This window comes from Mesorhizobium sp. WSM4842, assembly GCF_055901575.1.
Genome location: NZ_CM148372.1, coordinates 2,543,455 through 2,564,346, shown reverse-complemented (window position 1 = coordinate 2,564,346; position 20,892 = coordinate 2,543,455). Strand labels below are relative to the sequence as shown.

Below are 20,892 nucleotides of genomic sequence, written 5' to 3'. Positions count from 1 at the left end.
GCCCCGCCAGCCTCCCCTATAAGGGCCGGAATCGGCACAAGATACCAGAGGCTTTCATGATCATCGTCACGGGCGGCGCCGGCATGATCGGCTCCAACATCGTCGCCGCCCTTAACGCCGAAGGGATCAGCGACATCCTCGTCGTCGACGACCTGACCGACGGCCACAAGATCGCCAATCTCGCCGACCTGCAGATCGCCGATTACCTCGACAAGGACGATTTCCTGCCGCGGATGGAGGCCGGAGACCTCGGCCGCATCGAGGCCGTCTTCCACCAGGGCGCCTGCTCGACCACCACCGAATGGAACGGCAAGTTCATGATGGAGGTGAACTACGCTTATTCGAAGCGGCTGCTGCATGCCTGCCTGGCGCTGCGGGTGCCTTTCCTCTATGCCTCCTCAGCCTCGGTCTATGGCGGCGGAGCCGAGTTTCGCGAGGAGCCGGAATGCGAACGCCCGCTCAATGTCTATGCCTATTCAAAGAAGCTGTTCGACGACTACGTCCGCCGCACCGTCTTCGATACCGACCATTCGCCGGTGGCGGGCCTGCGCTATTTCAACGTCTATGGGCCACGCGAGGCGCACAAGGGCACCATGGCCTCGGTCGCCTTCCACCTGTTCAACCAAGTCGAGCAAGGCCAGAACCCGAAACTGTTCGGCGCCTATGACGGTTTTGGACCTGGCGAGCAGAGCCGCGATTTCATCCATGTCGGCGACGTTGCCGACGTCAACCTGTGGTTGTGGAAACGGGGCTCAAGCGGCATCTTCAACTGCGGCACCGGCCGTGCCCAGCCGTTCCGCGCCATTGCCGAAACGGTGATCGGCACGCTGGGCAAAGGCGAGATCGAGTTCATCGACTTCCCAGACCACCTCAAGGGCAGCTACCAGAGTTTTACGCAAGCTGATATGTCCCGGTTGCGCGCCGCCGGTTACAATGGTCAGTTCCGCACAGTGGAAACCGGCGTCAGAGACTATGTCGAATGGCTGAAAGCCCAGCGATCCTCGTAATCGGCCCACGCTGGGTGGGCGACATGGTGATGGCGCAGTGCCTGTTCTCGGCGCTGAGAGAGCTTCACCCGAACGCCGCGATCGACGTGCTGGCCCCGGCATGGGCGGCGCCACTGGTCAAGCGCATGCCCGAAATACGCCAGCAGATCGATCTGCCGCTGAAATCCGGCGCGCTGGAATTCCGCATCCGCAGGCGCTTCGGCCGACGGCTGCGCGGCCACTACGACATCGCCTATGTCATGCCTGGAAGCTGGAAGTCGGCGCTTGTCCCGTTCTTTGCCCGCATTCCGCGCCGCGTCGGCCATCTCAAGGAGATGCGCTACGGGCTGCTGACCGATATCGTCCCCTTGCCCGACAATGTGAAACGGCGCACGGCGCAGGCCTATTTCGGCCTCGCGCAAGGCGGCACGTTCCGTGCTCCCAAGCTCGCTGTCGACACGAAAAACCAGGCGGCATTGCTGGGTCGCTTCGGGCTGGAGGCGGAAAAATTCGTCGCGCTGATGCCCGGCGCCGAATTCGGCCCGGCCAAGCGCTGGCCGAGCGAACGCTATGCCAGCCTTGCCCTCGACATGATGGCGAAAGGTTTTGAGGTCGCGCTGTTCGGATCGAAGAACGACGCCGACGTTACGGCGGAAATCGCCACGCTTGCCCCAGGCGTTGTCGACCTCGCCGGCCAGACGCGGCTGGAGGACGCCATCGACCTGATCGCCGCGGCCAGGCTTGCGGTGTCGAACGATAGTGGGCTGATGCATGTCGCCGCCGCGGTCGGCACGCCGATCGTAGCCGTCTACGGCTCAACCTCGCCGCAGAATACGCCGCCACTCACCGAGCAGCGCGAACTGGTCTGGCTCGGCCTGTCCTGTTCGCCCTGCCACCGGAAGATCTGTCCGCTCGGCCATCTCAACTGCCTGAACACGCTTGAGGTGGCACAGGTCGCGGCAGCAGCGGAACGGCTGCTGGAACTGCCGGCCGCCGCATGAAGGTGCTCATCGTCAAGACATCCTCGATGGGTGACGTAATCCACACCTTTCCGGCCGTCGAGGATGCGCGCCGCAACCAGCCGGATGTGTCGTTCGACTGGTGTGTGGAAGAGGCTTTTGCCGGCATCGTGGCGCTGCATCCGGCGATCGCAACCATTCACACCGTGGCGATCCGGCGCTGGCGCACAAGCCCGCTCGGCCGCAGCACATGGCGCGAGGCGGCGCCACTGCGCAGCGCCTTGCGAGATTGCCGCTACGATCTCGTCATCGACGCGCAAGGATTGCTGAAGTCGGCCCTGGTGGCAAAACTGGCTGCGGCGCCGATCGCCGGCTTCGACCGGTCGAGCGCCCGCGAGCCTTCGGCGACTTTGTTCTACGACCGGCGCTATGCTGTGCCGCGCGATCTGCACGCCATCGAACGCACCAGGCGGCTGTTCGGGCTGGCGCTCGGTTATGAAACGGATTTTTCCGGGCTCGAGTCCGGCATCGTGCCGCCGGCCGGCGGTTCGACCTTTGTCGGCGAAAAAACCGCCTTCCTGCTGCACGGCACCAGCCGCGAGGACAAGAAATGGCCGGTCAGCGACTGGATCGAAACTGCCCGGCTTCTCGTGGAAAGAGGAATGACGCCGGTCACCACCTGGTCTAACGACAGTGAAAAGGCGGTTGCCGAGGCGATCGCCGAGGCCGTCCCGCAAACCGTGCTGGTGCCGAAATCACTGCTTTCTGAGATCGCCGCGATCATCGGCCGGTCGGCGCTGGTCATCGGCGCCGACACCGGCCTCACCCACCTCGCCAGCGCCTTCGGCCTGCCGACGGTCGCCGTGTTTCTGGCGACAGAACCCGGCCTGACCGGCCCGCGCGGACCGTTCTCGTCAACGCTGCTGGCCGCGCCCGGCGGCCGCGTTACGCCTGAGGAGGTGTTGGCTGAGGCAGAGAAGTTGCTGGAGCGCCACGTGCATGATCTGGCAGCCGGAAGGCGTTGATTTATTGAATCAATCCAAATGGAAAGGCCGGCGCCGCCCCTCATCCGCCTGCCGGCACCTTCTCCCCGTATAGTGACGGGGAGAAGGGGGCTGGACGCGAACTCGGCGCCTATCTGCAACGCTGACAATTGGCGAAACCGTCGGTGACGGCGTCCTTCTCCCCGTCACTATACGGGGAGAAGTGCCCGGCAGGGCGATGAGGGGCAGCGCAATCGTCGGGTTAAAACAGCGCGATTCAGGAACAATCCTGCCCGCTTTACCCTAAATGAACTGCACCTGGACGATCTCATAGCCCCGTGCACCGCCTGGCGCGTTGACCTCGATCGCATCGCCGACTTCCTTGCCGATCAGCGCCCGCGCGATCGGCGAGGAGATCGAGATGCGGCCGGACTTCACGTCCGCTTCCTGGTCGCCGACGATCTGGTAGGTCTTCTTCTCTTCCGTGTCCTCGTCGACCAGCACCACGGTCGCGCCGAACTTGACCTTTTCGCCGCTGAGCTTGGTGATGTCGATCACTTCGGCCCGGGCGATGAAGTCCTCAAGCTCGTTGACGCGGCCCTCATTGAGGCTGTGCGCCTCTTTCGCCGCGTGGTACTCGGCATTTTCGGAAAGATCGCCATGCGAGCGCGCTTCGGAGATCGCTTCGATGATGCGCGGCCGCTCTTCCTGCTGGCGCCAGCGCAGTTCTTCCTTCAATGACGCGAACCCCTCGCCTGTCATCGGGACCTTGTTCATGACGCCTGACCTTTCCTGCCGCCGCCCCCGCATTCCGGGAGCGACCTTGTCGATGGGTACAAAAAGAAAACGGTCCGGCAGCCTCGGGCTAACGGAACCGTGTCACCGCAATTTCCCCCAATATAGCAATCTTCGTGGGTTTTTCACGCCAAAAAATCAGTTTTGAAAAATTCACGCGCCATTTGTAGAAATGCCGTAACGGCCGCGCGGCAGGCAGGGCGAGCGGCAAACAAAAAACCGGCTGCGATTGCTCACAGCCGGTGTGAGGAGTGTTTGGGCTTCAAATCAGCTCTTCGTGAAACGGTCTATCTGCTCAGACAGCATGCCGTATTCACGAGATCCCTTGCCGGTGCGCTTCTCGATCTCGCGGAGCTGTTCCTGGGCACCGTCGAGATCGCCGATCTGCAGATGCGCCTCGCCGAGATATTCACGTACCAGCGTGTAATCAGGATCGATGCGCAGCGCTTCCTCGTAATAGCCGAGGCCGACGGTGACACGTCCGGAATGGCGATGCGAGTAGCCGAGATAGTTGAGGATGCGAGGGTCTTTCTTGTCCGCAGCCAGGCTGAGTACGACGATCGCCTCGTCATAACGTCCGGCCATCGCCAGCGCGCGGCCGGCTTCATAGATGTTGTCGTCGTCCAGCATGCCTTGCTTGGGTGCCACGCATTTCTTCAGCTTCTTGTCCCAGACCATGCCTTTCTTGCACTGTGTCGTCTGGCTGCCATCGCCACCGCCTCCACCTTCACCGGCCGAAAACACTGGAACAGCAAACAGCGGCAGGGCGGCAACCGCCAGAACCTGGATCAGCAATCGTCTGCGCATCGAACCCTCCTTGAAGCATGACAATGCAAGATAAACGCCGGGCAAAAGCCATTTCATCCCGGAAAAAAGTCATGGCCACTGAAAGCTTTTTTAACGATCCGCGCCAGCGGAAAATAGAAGCGCCGAACATGACGTGACGAGCGCTGCAAATTCGCTATCATCCAGCAAACGGCAACGGAGTATGCGGAGACGGCCAGTGCAGCGGCGCCTTGAAAAGGAATGGGAGCTTTCGATCGGTCCCGACACGGTGCGCCTATTCATCCTCAAGGCGAAGGCGTTGAGCGCTGCCGTCAACGAAGACTATGCCGATGGCGCCGAGCACGAGGTAGAACTCGATGGCGAGGCGCATGACAACCATCATCATGACGGTCTCGTCGAGGAAAGTTCCGAAGACCTCACCGAAGAAGAACTGCGCGAACTGATCAACGACCTCAATGTCGACGAGGCGGCCGAACTCGTCGCCCTCGCCTGGGTCGGACGCGGTGACTATGACGCCTCGGAATGGGCGGACGCGCTGACGGCCGCGCGCGAGCGCGCCAACAAGCGCACGGCGAAATATCTGCTCGGCATGCCGCTCTTGGCCGACTGGCTGGAGGAAGGGCTGGAAGCGATCGGTGCGTAACGCGGCGGTTACCGTTCGTGATCGGCCAAAACCCTCGTTCAGGCAACTTCCGCATTCGCCCGCCGTTTACGGCAAATGGCGGCGCTGACCTCTCTCTTATTCATCAGATGGCCGGATTTATCAGATTGGCCGGATTGACCAGATTGGCCGGATTGACCAAATTGGCGCTGCCCTTGGCGGCGGCGATGCTGTCGGCAGGAGCGGCCCTGGCCCAAGCTCCGGAATTGCCTGATACCGTGCCCGTCCCGGAGCTCAATCGCTCGCAATCAGCGCAAGGAGCCGCACCTGCCGACGTGCCGATCCCCGAGCCGCGCCCTGCGGATGCGCCAGAGGCTGATCAACCCGCCACCGACAAAATGGACCAGCAGAAGTCGGACCAGCATCAGGAAGCCCGGCCGGAGCCGCCGGCAATCGCTCCAACGCCGAGCGAAAAGCCCGCCGAGGCGGAACCGCCGGCCACCGCCCCGAAACCACCGGAGAAGCCGGCGCAAGCGCAGCAGAAAGAGATCCCTCCCGACCCGCGCTCGACCTTTGTCCCGCAGGAAAAAATGCCGGACGAGGAACTTGCCTGCCGCAGGCGGCTGAAGTCGATGGGCGTCGACTTCGAGGAACGCAAAGCCGAGCACGATGCGGCGGTCGGCTGCTCTATCCCCTATCCGATCGCGCTGAAGACGCTGGGCAAGTCATTGGATATCAACCCCGAAGCCGAGCTGAACTGCCAGATGGCCGAGGCCGCCGCGCGCTTCGCTGCGAATATCATCCAGCCGGCGGCCAAGGCCGAGCTCGGCGCCAATCTCAAGTCGGTCGGCCAGGCATCCGCCTTCGTCTGCCGACGACGCAATGGCGGAGGGAAATTGTCGGAGCACGCCTTCGGCAACGCGCTTGACATCGCCAGCTTCACGCTTTCGGACGGCAGGAGGATCGACATCGGCCCGGCGCCGCCGGAAAAGGAGGCGAAATTCCTGAACGCAGTACGCAAGGCAGCCTGCGGACCGTTCAAGACCGTGCTCGGCCCGGGCAGCGATGCGGATCATTCACTGCATCTCCATCTCGATCTCGCACCGCGCCGCAACGGCGGCACCTTCTGCCAGTGATATGGTCCCAGACCGCCGCGCGCCGCAATTTGGCCGCAGCCGTAAACGCGGCCGCTGATTTTTCCTTTACTCTTGGCGGTTAATCTCCGTCTCGTCTGATCATGATCCCGAAAAGCCGGATCCGGTTTTCGGAGAAAGATCATGATCAAACGATGAGACAGAGCCTGATCGGGATCAGGCTTGGGGACAGGGATCTTGTCGATGGCCGGGATAATTCGCGCCGCGTTCGTCGCCGTGCGGCAAACCAGACGCGCGCGCATGATTGCCGGCGGCCTTGCCATCACAGCGATCTCGGCCTGCACCACCGGCAGCGTGCTTTCGCTTGAACCGGCCGTCGATGTCGGCAGCCAGACATCGGCCGTTCCGAACTACGCGGGGATGCAGCGCCTCGTCCCGTCCAACCCATACATGACCGCCGCCTATCCGCGCATGGACGAGCCGATGGCGCCGACCGAACAGATGCCGGCCAGCGAGGTCGACTGCCGCAACGAACTGAAACGCCTGGGCGTCGTCTACACCGATCTTGCGCCGATCCGCGAAGGCCAGTGCGGCATCGACTATCCGGTCAAGATCTCGGCCATCGGCAGCGTCGGAATGAAGCCTGCCGCGACGCTGACCTGCGACATGGCCGCCACCTTCGCCGGCTGGACCAGGAATGAACTGGTCCCCTCCGCCCGCTGGCGTTATTTCTCCGGCGTCAAGACCATTCGCCAGGGATCGAGCTATTCCTGCCGCAGGATCGCCGGCGAAGGCGTGCTGTCGGAGCACGGCAAGGGCAACGCGCTGGACGTCATGAGCATCGAGCTCGGCAATGGCAAAGATATCGACGTGCGCAAGCCCGGCCTGTTCGCCTTCCGCACGCGCGGCTTCCTCAACACTGTGCGTGCTGACGGCTGCCAGTATTTCACCACTGTGCTCGGCCCCGGCTACAATTACGACCACCGCAACCACTTCCATTTCGACATCAAGAACCGCAGGAACGGCTACCGCGCCTGCCGCTGAACCCGAGCGCATGCCCACTGCCCAAGGTCTGCGCCGCCGCGTAGAATGACGCCATATAAGGTGATGCCGTATCGCCTGGGTGGTATCTCGTGAGCCGACGAAGCCTTCGACGACGCGCAACGATCTGGCTGGTGGCGTTCTGTGCCGGCTATCTCGTGCTCGCCTATTTCGCCGCGCCGGAATTCTGGACCCTGAGGGACCGCAATTTCCGTACGCAGCGCTTCGCGATGCTGACGCACACGCCGCAGGGTATTGCGGGCGACCCGATCAATGTCGGCCTCGTCGGCACCAAAAAAGAGCTGGTCCACGCCTTCGCCGTCGCCGGGTGGGACACGGCCGACGCCCTCACGCTGAAGACCGCCATTGAGATCGGCGAAAGCGTGCTGTTCGATCGGCCCTATCCCGACGCGCCGGTCAGCCGGTTGTTATTCGAAGGCCGTGCACAGGATCTGGCCTTCGAGAAGCCGGTCGGCGACAGTGCCGACCGGCGTCATCACGTCCGCTTTTGGCAGACCGAGGCGACCGGAGACGATGGCCGGCCGCTCTGGCTGGGGTCGGCAAGCTTCGATCGCGGCGTTGGCCTCAGCCACGACACCGGCGCGATCACTCACCATATCGCTCCCGACATCGACGCCGAGCGCGATTTCCTGATCCGCGACCTGTCTGCCGCAGGCATGCTGATCTCGACCGACGAAATCGCAGGCATCGGCGCGACAAAGACCGGGCGCAATGGCGGTGGCGACCACTATTTCACCGACGGCAAGGCGGTAGTGGGCGTGCTGCTGCAGTTGCCGTAGGCGCAAGACGAAACGGTTCTATCTCCAGATGCTTGAACGTCTGCGACACCTGGTCGAAACAGAGCAGCGAACTCGAGACGGTCCTGTCGGAGTGTCTCGTCGAAGACATCGTCGTGCACGCCATCTGGCCGGTGACGCGCAGCCTGACGCCAAAGGTCGGCGTCGCGTCGACGCCTTGATCATCATTTTTCGTCGCCGCCATGGGATGCTGCATGAAACCGGCATGAAAAATGATGGCGATCTATTTTCGAAGACCGCGCCGCAATGCTATTGACCCCGCATGCTCTATGCTGAAATCGCCATCGTGGCCGCCCTCATCTGCGTGAACGGCCTTCTGGCAATGTCCGAACTTGCCATCGTCTCGTCACGGCCGGCCCGCCTCAGGGCGATGATCGACCGCGATGTCAAGGGCGCCGGCCGCGCCTTGGCGCTCGGCTCCAATCCCGGCAAATTCCTGTCGTCGGTGCAGATCGGCATCACTCTGGTCGGTGTTTTATCCGGCGCCTTTTCCGGCGCCACGCTCGGCGAGCGGCTGTCCGTGTTCCTGGCATCGGCCGGCGTCCGCGAAAGCCTTGCCGACCCGATCGGCGTCGGCATCGTCGTCGCCCTCATCACCTACTTCTCACTCGTCATCGGCGAACTGGTGCCCAAGCAGATCGCGCTGCGCGATCCCGAACGCGTCGCCGCCAAGGTTGCTCCGGCGATGATCATCCTCGCCACCGTCTCGGCGCCGCTGGTCTTCCTGCTCGACATTTCCGGCCGCGCTATGCTGTGGCTGCTCGGCCAACGCGGTGAAAGCGAGGAGAAGGTCACCGACGAGGAGATCAAGATGCTGGTCGCCGAGGCCGAGCATCACGGCACCATCGAATCCGACGAGCGGCGCATGATCGCCGGCGTCATGCGGCTCGGCGACCGCGCCGTCCGCGCGGTGATGACGCCGCGCACCGAGGTCGACTGGATCAACCTGGAGTCCGACGACACGGCGATCCGCAAACTCCTGATGGAGACCCAGCATTCGCGCCTGCCAGCCGGCGATGGCAGTGTCGACGCCATGATCGGCGTCGTCCAGACCCGCGACGTGCTGGCCGCGATGCTTGGCGGTCGCGCACTCGACCCGCGCCGGCACGTGCGCACCGCTCCCATTGTCCATGACCAGGCCGACGCGCTGGATGTCCTTTCGACACTCAAGGAGTCCAACGTGCCGATGGCGCTGGTCCATGACGAATACGGCCATTTCGAAGGCATCGTCACCCCTGCGGACATATTGGAAGCCATCACCGGCGTCTTCCGGGCGGACCTCGACGCCGGTGATGAGGAAAACGCCGTCAAGCGCGAGGACGGCTCATGGCTGCTCGCCGGCTACATGCAGGCCGACGAGATGGCGGACGTTCTCGGCATCGACCTGCCCGAGAACCGCGACTACGAGACCGTCGCCGGTTACGTGCTGTCGCACATGCACCATCTGCCGACGACCGGCGAATGCGTGGATGCGCAGGGCTGGCGCTTCGAGGTCGTCGACCTCGACGGCCGCCGCATCGACAAGCTCATCGCTACCCGCCTGCCCGGCGGTCACCGCGAAATCGTGCGGTGACAAGCGTGTCGAGGTGAAGAGGCACCACGGAACGGTCCGTTTCGCCTCGATCGAGCGCTGATCTCAACTGAAAGAGCCTGCATCTGGACGTTGCGCGGGCTCTTGGACAACAAGCAGTTCAAGCGGCTTCTGGAGGAGCCGAGAGGGCACTTATGCCCTTCGTGACGGCGGTCGGCGCCATCGTTGGCAACGCGTCACCCCAACGGGAATACCACCTCGACCTCGTAGAAAACGATGAGCCCGGCCAACGCCAATAGGAGAGCAAGCAAGCCTGCGCCGAGTAATGACTCGAACTTGTTTCCGTCGCTGCGCATTGGAACGCCAATGGTTGACAAGTTGCTAATCTTTATGTGACACTTTTGTGACAATTGCAAGGGTGGAAAAGGAAGCCCCGCTTCTGTTCAGCGAATGGAGACCGATACTCGCCCTAGTTACAGTATTATCTCTACTGATTCTTTGTGCAAGTTTCGCACAAGATTTAAGCTTGTACGCTGGACAGGAGCCGGACCTTTCGAGAAAAATATGGCTCCTTGATGTCGATGTGGAACGGAGCGCGTTCACTTGGGTCTCCGTGCTGGTGCTTTTTTTCTGTAGCCGTCTTCTATTTCAGTGCGGAGACGATGCGGCGGGCCGTAGCAGTCGGTTCACCTGGCATTGGTACTTCTTAGGCTTCCTGTTCCTGCTTCTTTCTTTCGATGAATTCACGGGCCTTCATGAGAAGCTATCCGCTGCGTTGGCTGCGAGGTCAACCAATACGGGCCTGCTGTATTTTGCATGGGCAGCGCCGGCAGGCATTCTTAGCTTAGTGGGGCTAGCTGCATTTGTTCCATTCATCCGCTCTTTCCCGACATCGCTCGCCGTGCTGTTGGCGGTTTCGGCGGCGCTGTTTCTTGGCGGAGCGGTCGGGTTTGAAATGGTCGGCGGCAGCGTTGCAGAGGCGGAAGGTATGGAATCCTTGCGCTATCGCATTCTGGCGAACATCGAAGAAGGTCTCGAACTTGCCGGGACATTGACCTTTATCTACGCACTACTCTCATACCGTGAGATAACGTCACGCACGCGCTGAGGCTATGCTAATGGTGGTGCTCGTCTTGCTCCGGCAAGGATATCCCGAAAACCCGCACCAAATCGGCGACCTGTTCCGGCGACAGGTAGCGGGGGTTGAGGCCGCGTAAAAGCAGATAGAGCCTTGCGGTTTCTTCCAGCTCCTCGGTAGCGAATACTGCGGCCTCGAGCGTTTCGCCCGCGACGACGGGACCGTGATTTGCCAGCAGCACTGAGGAGTAGCGTCCGGCAAGGCCCTTGATCGCAGCGACAACCGCCGGGTCGCCTGGCCGATGGTAGGACACCAGCGCGGTTTGTCCGGCGCGCATCAGATAGTAGGGCGTCATCGGCGGCAGCACCGCCTTAGGATCGATTTCCGGCAGCATGGAAAGGGCAACTGCGTGGGTCGAGTGCAGGTGCACGATGGCGCGCGCCTCTGCCCTCGTCTGATAGAGCGCAGTATGCAACGGAATTTCCTTGGTCGGCGCATCGCCAGAGGTCAGCCGGCCTTGCGCATCAAGGCGTGAAATTCGGCCAGGATCCAGGAATCCCAGCGAGGCATTGGTGGGTGTGACCAGCCAGCCGCCATCATCGAGCCGCAGGCTGATATTGCCTGATGATCCCGGCGTCAGCCCGCGCTCGAACAACGAACGTCCGAAGCGGCAGATATCGTCCCTCAGCTTGGTTTCAGTCACGTCGTCGCTCCTTCAATCAGCTCGAACCCGATATCGACCACTGCGGATGGTCCGTCGGAGCAGACGAGCCGTGCTCCGATCTCACCGACGGTCACGCGCGGCGTCAGGATGGTCGAAAGTGGCTGCGGCGCACTCCTGGCTACATCGAGACCGTTGTAGCCGAAGATCGCCAGCCGGTCCGGTATGGTGATGCCGTGGGCGAGACAGTGGAAATAGCCGCCGATCGCCATGTCGTCGTTGGAGAAATAAACCGCATCCAGATCGGGACAACGCTCCAGCAATCGAGCCAGCCCGTCGCGCCCGGCTTCGATCGAGGATGCGGCAGGAATGATTTCTTCTCCGATGACGCTGAGCCCGGCTTCGCCCAGGGCCGCGCGAAATGCTACGAAGCGCTTGGCTGCGCGAAGGTCCAGGCTGAGGTCGTGGCCAACGTAACCGATGCAGCGATAGCCACGCGATATCAAATGCCGAGCGCTCACCCGGCCCGCCTTGCGGTTGGAAAAGCCCACGACGATGTCGATGCCCTCGCCATCGGTATCGAGCAATTCGGCCACTCTGATGCGGGCGTTCCGCAGCATGGCGCCGGTGCGCTCGGTATGCTCGAGCCCCGCTACCATCATCCCGGCTGGACGCCAGCTGAGGAGTGACTCGATGACGCTCTCCTCTCGCTCCGGATCGTAGTCTGTCACTGCGACGACAGGTTGGAAGCCGGCTCCGACCAGTACTGTATTGGCGCCGCGCAGCACATCCGGAAAGACGATATTGCTTAGCGAAGGAATGACAACACCGACGAGCTTGGACCCCATGGAGGCCAGGGTTCCCGCGATCCGATTTGGCACATAACCGAGGCTCCGCGCGGCAGTGAGTACACTCTCGCGTGTCTTGGTTGAGAAGGAACCATGCCCGCGCAACACGCGCGAAGCAGTGCTTTCGCCGACGCCCGCCGCGCGCGCAACGTCGGTGAGGGTTATCATCGCGCCGGTTTGCGTACCGTCTTCTGCTTCGCTCTGCATTCCAGTTTCTCGGCTCGATGCGTCGGTACGACGCTAGTTTCTGACGCTTCTTTTGTCACATTCAGGCGCCGCACTCAACAAACTTTGGCAGCGCTGCCACTTTTCGTTTGGCAGCGCTGCCATTCTCGTATATCGGATTATGCAAGCGCTGCCAAAATCCAGCCAGAGGCGCGTGAGGCCTGAGGGACCACCCCTTACACTTGGGAGGAAACAGATGACGATACAGACCTCGACGCTTCCGGCGGAGGCCGGAGCAGAAGACGACATCAAAAGGAAGGCCTACGGCAAGGTCTTCTGGCGCATCGTGCCGTTTCTGATGTTGTGCTATGTCGTTGCGTACCTCGATCGGGTCAATGTCGGCTTTGCCAAGCTGCAGATGTCGACCGACCTTGCCTTCAGTGAAACCGTCTACGGCCTTGGCGCCGGCATCTTCTTCATCGGCTATTTCCTGTTTGAGATCCCGAGCAACGTCATCCTGCACAAAGTAGGGGCACGTGTCTGGATCGCCCGCATAATGATCACCTGGGGCCTGATTTCGGCCGGTTTCATGTTCACTGCATCTGCCCCGATGTTCTACCTGCTGCGCTTCCTGCTCGGTGTCGCCGAGGCTGGTTTCTACCCCGGCATCATCCTCTTCCTCACCTATTGGTATCCCTCGCACCGGCGCGCCAAGATCATCGCGATATTCATGTCCGCGATCCCCATCTCCGGGATTTTCGGCAATCCGCTTTCCGGCTGGATCATGGATTCGTTCCATGGCAGCAACGGCCTTGCCGGCTGGCAGTGGATGTTCCTGATCGAAGCGGTTCCCGCAATCCTGCTTGGCATCGCAGTCTTTTTCTTCCTTGACAACGGCATCCGTCACGCCAAGTGGCTGAGTGAAGCGGAGAAGCAGGCAATCGAGCGAGAGATCGCCCAAGAAGAGCGCGGCAAGGAACGCTCACACTCCGTCGCCGGCATTTTCCGCGATCCCCGGATCTGGCTGATGTGTCTCATCTATTTCTGCTTCGTGATGGGCCAGTACGGATTGACGTTCTGGATGCCCACGCTGGTCAAGGCGACGGGGGTCGCCGGCAACCTCAATATCGGACTGATCAGCGCAATCCCGTTTATCTGCGCTGTGATCGCCATGAACTTTTTTGGCCGCAGCGCCGACAGATATCGCGAGCGCCGCTGGCACCTGGTGGTTCCCGCTCTCTTTGGAGCCATCGGCTTCGTGATCGCAGCCACCTCGCCCGATCCCACCATCGCAATTGCCTTTCTGTCGCTGGCCGCAGCAGGTGCGATCACTTGTGCGCCGCTGTTCTGGTCACTGCCCACAGCGTTCCTCGGCGGAACTGGTGCTGCGGCTGGTATTGCGCTCATCAATTCGGTCGGAAATCTTGCCGGCTTCGTCAGCCCCTATCTCGTTGGCTACCTCAAGGATCTGACCGGCACGACCCAGGTCGGCATGTACGCCCTGGCCGCAATCCTGGTGGTCGGCGCGATCCTGGTGCTGACAGTCCCGCCCAAACTGGTCAACCGCTAGCCGAACCGCCTCATGCAAGGAGTTTCCATTATGACCATGAACGACGAGCAGAAGGATATCCCAGCTGCAGCCACACTGCGGGTCGCGGTTATCGGCCTCGGTTCGATGGGGTTCGGGATGGCGACGTCGCTTCGCCGCGCCGGGTTCGAGGTGACCGGCTTCGACGTCAACGACCAGATGGTGGCGCGCTTTGTCGCCAACGGCGGGCGGGGGGCACAAACCCCCGCCGAGGCCGCCCAAGCCGCGGACGTCGTGGTTTGCGTCGTCGTCAATGCGGCGCAGACCGAAGCGATCCTCTTTGGCGCCGATGGAGTGGCCGAAACCCTGCCAGGCGGCGCGGTGTTCGTCTCCTCAGCCACCATGGATCCTGACGTTGCACGCAATCTGGCCGCCCGGCTGGAAACCACCGGACGGCTCTATCTTGACGCCCCGATCAGTGGTGGGTCGGTCCGCGCGGCGGAAGGTGCCCTCACCGTGCTGGCCTCCGGCAGCGCTGCCGCCTTTGCCAAGGCGCGGCCCGCACTCGACGCAATGGCAGCCAAGCTTTATGAGCTTGGAGATGAACCGGGCGTCGGCGCGGCATTCAAGATGATAAACCAGTTGCTCGCCGGTGTGCATATCGCGGCAGCGAGCGAAGCCGTCGCCTTTGCCGCTCGGCAAGGGCTCGATATTCGCAAGGTCTATGAGGTCATCACCGCCTCGGCCGGCAATTCATGGATGTTCGAGAACCGCGTTCCGCACGTGCTCGACGGCGACTATGCCCCTCGCAGCGCCGTCGACATTTTTGTCAAGGATCTCGGTATCGTCCAGGACATGGCGCGCAGCGCCAAGTTCCCCGTGCCGGTGGCTGCCGCAGCGCTGCAGATGTTCCTGATGACCTCGGCGGCCGGTATGGGGCGCGATGACGATGCCTCGGTCGCCCGCCTCTACGCAAGGATCACGGGCACCGACTTGCCCGGCGAACCGCAAACCTGACCAGGACCGGACCCAGCCAATGCCCCGCTTCGCCGCCAATCTCACCATGATGTTCAACGAATGGCCGTTTCTCGACCGGTTCGCTGCCGCCGCCGATGCCGGCTTCGAAGCGGTCGAGTTCCTTTTCCCTTACGAGCATAGACCCGATGCGATCGCCGAACGCCTCGCAAAGAACAGTCTATGCCAGGTCCTGTTCAACCTGCCGCCCGGTAACTGGGCTGGCGGCGAGCGTGGACTGGCCTCCCTGCCGGGACGGTTCGACGAGCTCCGGGTCGGCGTTGAAGCAGCGCTCTCTTACGAAGAGGCGACCGGCGTCAAGCGCCTCCATCTCATGTCGGGGATTGCCTCTCGCGACGACAAGGAAGCTGTCGATGCCTACCGGAAGGCCATCGTCTGGACGGCCGGAAAACTCGCCGATCGAGGCATCGATCTCCTGATCGAGCCGATCAACAGCCGTGACATGCCGGGTTACTTCCTCAACGACTTCGGCTTCGCAGAAGCTCTTGTCGGCGATCTGGCGCTACCCAATCTCAAGTTGCAATTCGACGTCTACCATCGCCAGATCATGCATGGTGACGTCACCATGGCGCTTCGGCGGATGATGCCGCTCATTGGTCACATCCAGATCGCCAGCGTGCCTTCGCGGCATGAACCGGCGACCGGAGAACTCAATGATCACTTCATTTTCGACGAGTTGGACCGGCTAGGATATGCCGGCTTTGTCGGCTGCGAATACCGGCCGAGCAGCAAAACGCTCGACGGGCTCAGCTGGCTCGCTCGCTATACCGGCGAGCGCCAGCGACCAATTTCCGGTGCCAAGCGTGGAGTTCTACCATGACGCTCTCGCTCGGCTGCATCGCGGACGACTACACCGGTGCCTCGGACCTGGCGAACACGCTGGCCAAAGAGGGTCTGCGTACGATCCAGACCATCGGAATTCCCACGGACGACCTGGCTTTGCCCGAAGTCGATGCGATCGTCGTTTCGCTGAAGATCCGGTCGATCGCCGCATCTGAGGCGGTCGAACGTGCCCGTGCCTCTGATCGCTGGCTGCGCGAGCGCGGCGCCGATCATGTCATGTACAAGATCTGTTCCACCTTCGATTCGACCGACAAGGGCAATATCGGCCCGGTGCTCGATTCCTTGCGCGCCGGTGTCGGTGAAACAACGGTGCTGGTGACGCCGGCCTTTCCGCAGACCGGTCGCACCGTTTATCAGGGCAATTTGTTCGTCGGTGCGGCGCCGCTCAACGAAAGCCCCCTTAAGGATCATCCGCTCAACCCCATGCACGATGCCAACCTGGTCCGCGTTCTGGCTCGGCAGAGTGCTGCAGCGGTTGGACTCGTCGATCTCGCAATTGTTGCGCGCGGCGCCGAGGCGATCGTCGAGCGGCTGGCACGGCTGGCCTCCGATGGGGACGGAGCGGCCATCACCGATGCCGTGTTCGAGAGCGACCTCGAAGCAATTGGCGCGGCGGCGCTTCGCCAGCGATTGTCGATCGGAGCCTCCGGTTTGGGATTAGGTCTTGCCCGCGGCCTGATCGCAGCGGGCACCGTACGTCGCCACGAGAGGACCGCTGTTTACGGCAAGCCGGTCGCAGGACCAGCAGCTATTCTTGCCGGAAGCTGCTCACAGGCGACCTTGAAACAGATCGCCAAAGCCGAGCAGACAATGCCCGTCCTGCGGCTCGATCCGGAAAAGCTTATGAACGGGCGGGAGGAGGCCCAGCTTGCCCTCGATTGGGCGGCCGAGCGGATGGCCCGGACTCCCGTCATCATCGCCAGCAGCTCGAATCCGGATGATGTATCAAGGCTGCAAACCCGCTACGGACGCGACGCGGTCGGCCAGGTCATTGAACGCTCCCTCGCGGCGATTGCCGAAGGCCTGGTGGAACGGGGCGTGCGCCGGCTGATCGTCGCGGGCGGAGAGACATCCGGCGCGGTGGTCGACCGGCTTGCAATTCCCGCATTTGGACTCGGGCAGGAAATCGTTGCGGGCGTGCCCGTCTTGCACAGTATCGGAAGTCGCCACGGCGACATGGTGTTGGCTCTTAAATCTGGAAATTTCGGCGGCGAAAGCTTCTTCGCGGACGCTTTGGCCATTATGGCGTAAGCGCCGTGGCGGCTCTGGGCCGATAGCGGCCGGACCGCTTTCGTTTTGCGGCAAGCGATAGAGGACGTTCAACACGCAAGGCGCAATGTCTTGGCTGGACCCGTTGGCGACGAACAGACTTAGACCTAATAGGTCCGCGTGCGCTGCCCTGCAGCCGTTCCAGGCGCGTCAATTCGGGATTATCACCTTCGGAGTCGAGGTTGGCCCGATAATCCCGCAGCAAGGATTGAATATGCCGTGGGTTTTACTGCTCTTTGAGTTCGCAGGTTATTGACAATATTTTTGGTGCGAGCTCTGTATGCTGCGATGGCGGGCGATTCAGGAATCTTGACACCGGATCACGATACCCTCGCGCTCTCGCTGGGTGGCGCGATAACTGGTTTCGCGGAGGTCGCGCCGCGGCCTCCAAACTCAACGATGCTTTCTCCAACCCAGCTGCAACACGGGCCGCCGATCGAACCCCTCGCCCGGATCGTCACCTACGATCCGGCGCAATGGGAGACGTTCATCGACGAGTGGGTTTCCTCTCTCACTACCAAATATCACAAGGTTCTGCGCTACACCGGTGCAAGCGACCGCGGCATCGATGTCGCCGGTTTCGAAGACAAGAATTATCTGCTCGGCGCCTGGGACAACTACCAGTGCAAGCACTATCGCGACGCAATCGCCCCGGGCACGGCTTGGCCGGAAATCGGCAAGATGCTCTGGTTCTCGTTTCAGGGCGAATTTGCACCGCCGCGCGCATACTACTTCGTGGCGCCGCGGGGGACGGGAACGACCCTCACACGATACCTGACGAATGTGCCCGCGCTGAAGTCGGCGTTGATCGAGGCCTGGCCAAAATCCGTCGCCGGTAAAATCACCAAGACCCAGCCCGTGAAGCTGGAAGGCAAGTTCGCCGAGTATGTCGATGCCTTCGACTTTGCCATCTTCCAGCCGATATCGCCGCGCGAGATCATCGAGCAACATCGCGCCACGCCTTATTTCGTGGGCCGTTTCGGCGGCGGCCTGCCTCCTCGGCCGCTGGTTGGCACCCCCCCGACCGATCTGGCGGATCACGAGAGCGTCTATGTCGGCCGGCTGCTCGAGGCTTACGCCGATCACACGAAAGCGGCTGTCCCGGGCCTAGGCGCCTTGAAGGCGTGGAAGCCTCTGGAGGATCATTTCAAAAGGCAGCGAGAATGCTTTTATCACGCGGAATCCTTGCGCGTTTTTGTACGCGACAAAGTGGAACCCGGCACGTTCGAGGGGTTGCAGAACGAAATCTATCATGGTGTAGCGGACACCTGCGAAAGCGAGCATGCTGACGGGTTCGAGCGCGTCAAGGCGGTGACACACGCGGCGCAGAACGTCTCGCTCGACGCCCACCCGTTGGCCGCGAGCGCACTGGTAAAGGACAAGCGCGGCATCTGCCATCAGCTTGCCAATGACGATCGCCTCAAATGGACGAAATAGAGCGCGACCAGTTTTCGCTAACGTTTAACGGACCTCTTGAAGCGGGCGTCCGCGCCGTCGCAGTTCTCGGTGCCGCATTTCCCCGTGCGTACGATATCCAGCGCCTGACGGCCTTCGACTACCTCCTCGTCCGGACGCACCAGCTGGGCGGACCGGACGACCTCCATCCCGCGACCCCGATCCGGACTCCGGCGACCGATGTGCGCCGGCGGGTCGTGCAGGATGCGCTGCATCTCATGATGACGCGCGATCTCGTTATCCGCGCCGTCGACGAACACGGCCTCTCCTATTGTGCTGGCGAAGCTGCGGCGATGTTTCTTGACTCTCTGCAAACGCCCTACGTGACCGCCCTGAAGGGCCGGGCCGACTGGCTTGTCTACCATCTCGGCGACTACACCGATGCCGCCCTGGACGGGTTGATGCGCAAGTTCTTCGACACTTGGGTCGTGGAATTTCAGACCGTCGAACGAAGTCTCGGAGCGGGCGCATGACCAAAGGTCTGCGCCTCCGACATCTCAGCTTTCACGGACCGATGCGCAAGTGCGCGACAATCGCGTTCGGACCGGGCCTGAACGTGGTGTTCGGTGCCTCGAACACCGGAAAATCCTTCATTGCCGATGCCATTGACTTCATGCTCGGCGGCAAGGGGCCTTTGCGCGACATTCCCGAGCGCGTCGGCTACGATCGAGTCCTTCTCGCCATGGAGACGCTGGACGGGCACCAATTTACACTCACCAGAAGCGCCGATGGCGGTGCGTTCCGCCTTTTCGAAGGGCTTTATTCCGACACGTTACCTGAGGGCGACGGCACGATGCTTGCTGACATCCACAGCGACCGAAACGACGAAAACCTTTCTGCCTATCTGCTAGCCAAGCTTGACCTTGCTCACAAACGGGTTCGCAGAAATAAGCGAGGCGATACGAACAGCCTCAGTTTTCGCAATCTTGCCCGCCTAGCCATCATTAACGAGGAAGAAATCATCCAGCAGCGATCGCCGCTGTCCGATGGCAACTACACGGCCGATACAACGAACACCTCGGTCTTCAAGCTCTTGCTCACAGGCGTTGACGACTCCAAGCTCGCGATCACGCAGCCTCGCACCCCTGAAGAGCAGAGCCGCAACGCCCAGCTCGATCTGCTGGACCAGCTAATAGAAAGTCATCGCCGCCAGGTCAAAGAACTGGCGGGTCCGCCGGATGAACTGGAAGCCCAGCGCGAGCGGCTTGGCGAATCCATGCGCTCGCAAGGCGAGCTTCTCGCCGTCTCCGAATCCGAGTTCAAGGATGCCGCCGCGCGACGAAGGAATATCGCGCGCCGGGTCGAGGAAGGAAGGGACCGCCTGACCGAGATTACCGCCCTCCTGGACCGCTTCACGCTGCTCGACGCTCACTACCGTTCCGATACGGAGCGGCTGCGGGGGATAGAGGAAGCGGGCAGTCTATTTGCGGCACTCGGCACAGGCGTCTGCCCTTTCTGCGGTTCGGCCCCGGAACAACATCGCAAAGCTGAATGCGATTTTGACGTCGAGAAGGCGGTCGCCGCTGCTCAATCAGAAATACGCAAGATTGAACTGCGCCAAAGCGAGCTCGCCCAAACCATCGCGACATTGCGAAAGGAGGCCGTGAGTTTTGAGCGCCGTCTTCCGCTTTTGGAAGAACAGCTGGCGTCAGTTTCCGGCGAGATGGACCGTGTGGTCGCTCCCAACCTTCGTCAACTTAGAACCGCCTATAGGCAGTTGGCGGATAGGGATGGTGAAGTTCGGGAAGCTCTTGCCATCTATCGCAGCTTATCCGACCTGGAGCAGCGCAAAGCCGCACTGGAGCGAGAAGACCCTTCGGGCGATAGTGGCAATAGCCTTGCTGATGTCGATCTCCCCAGTACGACCGCAGACAAGTTTGCCGGCGTTGTGCTCTCCACCCTGAAGGACTGGCATTTTCCGGAGATCGACCGCGTTCACTTCGAAGCCAAGACCCGCGATCTGGTCATCAACGGGAAGAGCCGGACATCATTCGGCAAAGGGCTGCGCGCCATCACGCAGGCAGCGTTCACGGTGAGTCTTCTGCAATATTGCCGGCAATTCGACACTCCGCATCCCGGCTTCGTCGTCCTCGACTCCCCGCTCCTTTCCTACCGCGAGCCGGAGGGAGAAGGTGACGACCTCAGCGGCACGGATCTGAATTCACATTTTTACGGATACCTCGCGACGCTCCAGGACGACAGGCAGGTATTGGTCGTCGAAAATACCGACCCTCCCCCCGATATCCAATCCTCAGAGCAGGCGGTGAAATTTACCAAGATCGAAGGCATTGGTCGGTACGGTTACTTCCCCATGGATTCCGAACCTTCAGCAAAAATCTAAAGCAGATTCTGCCGCCCCTGCGTTGTCTGCCAGAGGGCGAATCGACTAGTATTTGGCGAATAATCGAGGGAGGGG

The 20,892-nt window shown here is 61.7% G+C and carries 21 protein-coding genes; 17 read left to right on the top strand and 4 right to left on the bottom strand.

The window, feature by feature from the left end:
* Positions 1-56: 56 nt before the first annotated feature.
* From rfaD to waaC, 3 genes are read left to right on the top strand one after another with little or no spacing between them, the layout of a single operon-like run.
* The gene (rfaD, locus tag AC0NIE_RS12365; RefSeq protein WP_123148400.1) at positions 57-1,007 is read left to right on the top strand and encodes an ADP-glyceromanno-heptose 6-epimerase; all 951 of its coding nucleotides are present in this window, start codon (positions 57-59) and stop codon (positions 1,005-1,007) included.
* On the top strand, positions 980-1,987 hold the full coding sequence (gene waaF, locus AC0NIE_RS12360; protein ID WP_473489030.1) for a lipopolysaccharide heptosyltransferase II: 1,008 nt from the start codon (positions 980-982) through the stop codon (positions 1,985-1,987). The genes rfaD and waaF overlap by 28 nt, the downstream gene beginning before the upstream one ends.
* A complete protein-coding gene (waaC, locus tag AC0NIE_RS12355) occupies positions 1,984-2,970 on the top strand; it encodes a lipopolysaccharide heptosyltransferase I (protein ID WP_473489031.1) in 987 nt (328 codons plus the stop codon). Before waaF ends, waaC begins: the two co-directional genes overlap by 4 nt.
* 261 nt (positions 2,971-3,231) lie before the next feature.
* Here waaC and greA read toward each other — a convergent pair whose 3' ends face one another.
* Complete coding sequence (greA, locus tag AC0NIE_RS12350; protein WP_095491538.1) at positions 3,232-3,705, bottom strand: transcription elongation factor GreA; 474 nt, start codon at positions 3,703-3,705, stop codon at positions 3,232-3,234.
* Positions 3,706-3,990: 285 nt separating this feature from the next.
* Positions 3,991-4,530, bottom strand: coding sequence for a tetratricopeptide repeat protein (locus tag AC0NIE_RS12345; protein ID WP_473489032.1), 540 nt, complete (start codon positions 4,528-4,530; stop codon positions 3,991-3,993).
* 196 nt (positions 4,531-4,726) lie between these two features.
* Here AC0NIE_RS12345 and AC0NIE_RS12340 point away from each other — a divergent pair, with 196 nt between their 5' ends.
* From AC0NIE_RS12340 to AC0NIE_RS12310, 7 genes are all read left to right on the top strand, one after another.
* Positions 4,727-5,152, top strand: coding sequence for a DUF3775 domain-containing protein (locus AC0NIE_RS12340; protein ID WP_095491539.1), 426 nt, complete (start codon positions 4,727-4,729; stop codon positions 5,150-5,152).
* A gap of 125 nt (positions 5,153-5,277) precedes the next feature.
* On the top strand, positions 5,278-6,246 hold the full coding sequence (locus AC0NIE_RS12335; RefSeq protein ID WP_473489033.1) for an extensin-like domain-containing protein: 969 nt from the start codon (positions 5,278-5,280) through the stop codon (positions 6,244-6,246).
* A gap of 201 nt (positions 6,247-6,447) precedes the next feature.
* The gene (locus AC0NIE_RS12330; RefSeq protein ID WP_473489034.1) at positions 6,448-7,248 is read left to right on the top strand and encodes an extensin-like domain-containing protein; all 801 of its coding nucleotides are present in this window, start codon (positions 6,448-6,450) and stop codon (positions 7,246-7,248) included.
* A gap of 89 nt (positions 7,249-7,337) precedes the next feature.
* Positions 7,338-8,045 (top strand): LssY C-terminal domain-containing protein, encoded by a 708-nt coding sequence (locus AC0NIE_RS12325; RefSeq protein ID WP_473489035.1) that lies wholly within the window; start codon positions 7,338-7,340, stop codon positions 8,043-8,045.
* A gap of 32 nt (positions 8,046-8,077) precedes the next feature.
* Entirely contained in the window at positions 8,078-8,224 is a 147-nt protein-coding gene (locus AC0NIE_RS12320; protein ID WP_473489036.1) for a hypothetical protein, read from the top strand.
* A 101-nt stretch (positions 8,225-8,325) separates the two neighbouring features.
* Complete coding sequence (locus AC0NIE_RS12315; RefSeq protein ID WP_473489038.1) at positions 8,326-9,636, top strand: hemolysin family protein; 1,311 nt, start codon at positions 8,326-8,328, stop codon at positions 9,634-9,636.
* Between the two features lie 376 nt (positions 9,637-10,012).
* The gene (locus AC0NIE_RS12310; RefSeq protein ID WP_473489039.1) at positions 10,013-10,702 is read left to right on the top strand and encodes a hypothetical protein; all 690 of its coding nucleotides are present in this window, start codon (positions 10,013-10,015) and stop codon (positions 10,700-10,702) included.
* A gap of 7 nt (positions 10,703-10,709) precedes the next feature.
* Here the strand turns inward: AC0NIE_RS12310 and otnC are convergent, their stop codons facing one another.
* Positions 10,710-11,375: a 3-oxo-tetronate 4-phosphate decarboxylase gene (gene otnC, locus AC0NIE_RS12305; RefSeq protein WP_123148408.1), complete on the bottom strand. Its 666-nt coding sequence runs from the start codon at positions 11,373-11,375 to the stop codon at positions 10,710-10,712.
* On the bottom strand, positions 11,372-12,388 hold the full coding sequence (locus tag AC0NIE_RS12300) for a LacI family DNA-binding transcriptional regulator (protein WP_473489040.1): 1,017 nt from the start codon (positions 12,386-12,388) through the stop codon (positions 11,372-11,374). The genes otnC and AC0NIE_RS12300 overlap by 4 nt, the downstream gene beginning before the upstream one ends.
* Positions 12,389-12,602: 214 nt before the next feature.
* On the opposite strand from AC0NIE_RS12300, the gene AC0NIE_RS12295 reads away from it, so the two are divergent.
* From AC0NIE_RS12295 to AC0NIE_RS12265, 7 genes are all read left to right on the top strand, one after another.
* Positions 12,603-13,916, top strand: a complete 1,314-nt coding sequence (locus AC0NIE_RS12295) for an MFS transporter (RefSeq protein WP_473489041.1) — start codon at positions 12,603-12,605, stop codon at positions 13,914-13,916.
* A gap of 30 nt (positions 13,917-13,946) precedes the next feature.
* Positions 13,947-14,891 carry an L-threonate dehydrogenase gene (gene ltnD, locus AC0NIE_RS12290; protein ID WP_473489042.1) on the top strand — a complete coding sequence of 315 codons (945 nt, stop codon included), beginning with the start codon at positions 13,947-13,949 and terminating at the stop codon, positions 14,889-14,891.
* Positions 14,892-14,910: 19 nt separating this feature from the next.
* Complete coding sequence (gene otnI, locus AC0NIE_RS12285) at positions 14,911-15,729, top strand: 2-oxo-tetronate isomerase (RefSeq protein ID WP_473489043.1); 819 nt, start codon at positions 14,911-14,913, stop codon at positions 15,727-15,729.
* The gene (otnK, locus tag AC0NIE_RS12280) at positions 15,726-17,003 is read left to right on the top strand and encodes a 3-oxo-tetronate kinase (RefSeq protein ID WP_473489044.1); all 1,278 of its coding nucleotides are present in this window, start codon (positions 15,726-15,728) and stop codon (positions 17,001-17,003) included. The genes otnI and otnK overlap by 4 nt, the downstream gene beginning before the upstream one ends.
* Before the next feature lie 327 nt (positions 17,004-17,330).
* A complete protein-coding gene (locus AC0NIE_RS12275) occupies positions 17,331-18,458 on the top strand; it encodes an ABC-three component system protein (protein WP_473489045.1) in 1,128 nt (375 codons plus the stop codon).
* Positions 18,446-18,949, top strand: coding sequence for an ABC-three component system middle component 2 (locus tag AC0NIE_RS12270; protein WP_473489046.1), 504 nt, complete (start codon positions 18,446-18,448; stop codon positions 18,947-18,949). The genes AC0NIE_RS12275 and AC0NIE_RS12270 overlap by 13 nt, the downstream gene beginning before the upstream one ends.
* On the top strand, positions 18,946-20,817 hold the full coding sequence (locus AC0NIE_RS12265; RefSeq protein ID WP_473489047.1) for a hypothetical protein: 1,872 nt from the start codon (positions 18,946-18,948) through the stop codon (positions 20,815-20,817). Before AC0NIE_RS12270 ends, AC0NIE_RS12265 begins: the two co-directional genes overlap by 4 nt.
* The last annotated feature ends 75 nt before the right edge of the window (positions 20,818-20,892 follow it).

Coding starts and splice junctions, on each gene's coding strand:
- rfaD (WP_123148400.1), top strand. CDS start 57: ATGATCATCGTCACGGGCGGCGCCGGCATGATCGGCTCCAACATCGTC.
- waaF (WP_473489030.1), top strand. CDS start 980: ATGGCTGAAAGCCCAGCGATCCTCGTAATCGGCCCACGCTGGGTGGGC.
- waaC (WP_473489031.1), top strand. CDS start 1,984: ATGAAGGTGCTCATCGTCAAGACATCCTCGATGGGTGACGTAATCCAC.
- greA (WP_095491538.1), bottom strand. CDS start 3,705: ATGAACAAGGTCCCGATGACAGGCGAGGGGTTCGCGTCATTGAAGGAA.
- AC0NIE_RS12345 (WP_473489032.1), bottom strand. CDS start 4,530: ATGCGCAGACGATTGCTGATCCAGGTTCTGGCGGTTGCCGCCCTGCCG.
- AC0NIE_RS12330 (WP_473489034.1), top strand. CDS start 6,448: ATGGCCGGGATAATTCGCGCCGCGTTCGTCGCCGTGCGGCAAACCAGA.
- AC0NIE_RS12315 (WP_473489038.1), top strand. CDS start 8,326: ATGCTCTATGCTGAAATCGCCATCGTGGCCGCCCTCATCTGCGTGAAC.
- AC0NIE_RS12300 (WP_473489040.1), bottom strand. CDS start 12,388: ATGCAGAGCGAAGCAGAAGACGGTACGCAAACCGGCGCGATGATAACC.
- AC0NIE_RS12295 (WP_473489041.1), top strand. CDS start 12,603: ATGACGATACAGACCTCGACGCTTCCGGCGGAGGCCGGAGCAGAAGAC.
- ltnD (WP_473489042.1), top strand. CDS start 13,947: ATGACCATGAACGACGAGCAGAAGGATATCCCAGCTGCAGCCACACTG.
- otnI (WP_473489043.1), top strand. CDS start 14,911: ATGCCCCGCTTCGCCGCCAATCTCACCATGATGTTCAACGAATGGCCG.
- otnK (WP_473489044.1), top strand. CDS start 15,726: ATGACGCTCTCGCTCGGCTGCATCGCGGACGACTACACCGGTGCCTCG.
- AC0NIE_RS12270 (WP_473489046.1), top strand. CDS start 18,446: ATGGACGAAATAGAGCGCGACCAGTTTTCGCTAACGTTTAACGGACCT.
- AC0NIE_RS12265 (WP_473489047.1), top strand. CDS start 18,946: ATGACCAAAGGTCTGCGCCTCCGACATCTCAGCTTTCACGGACCGATG.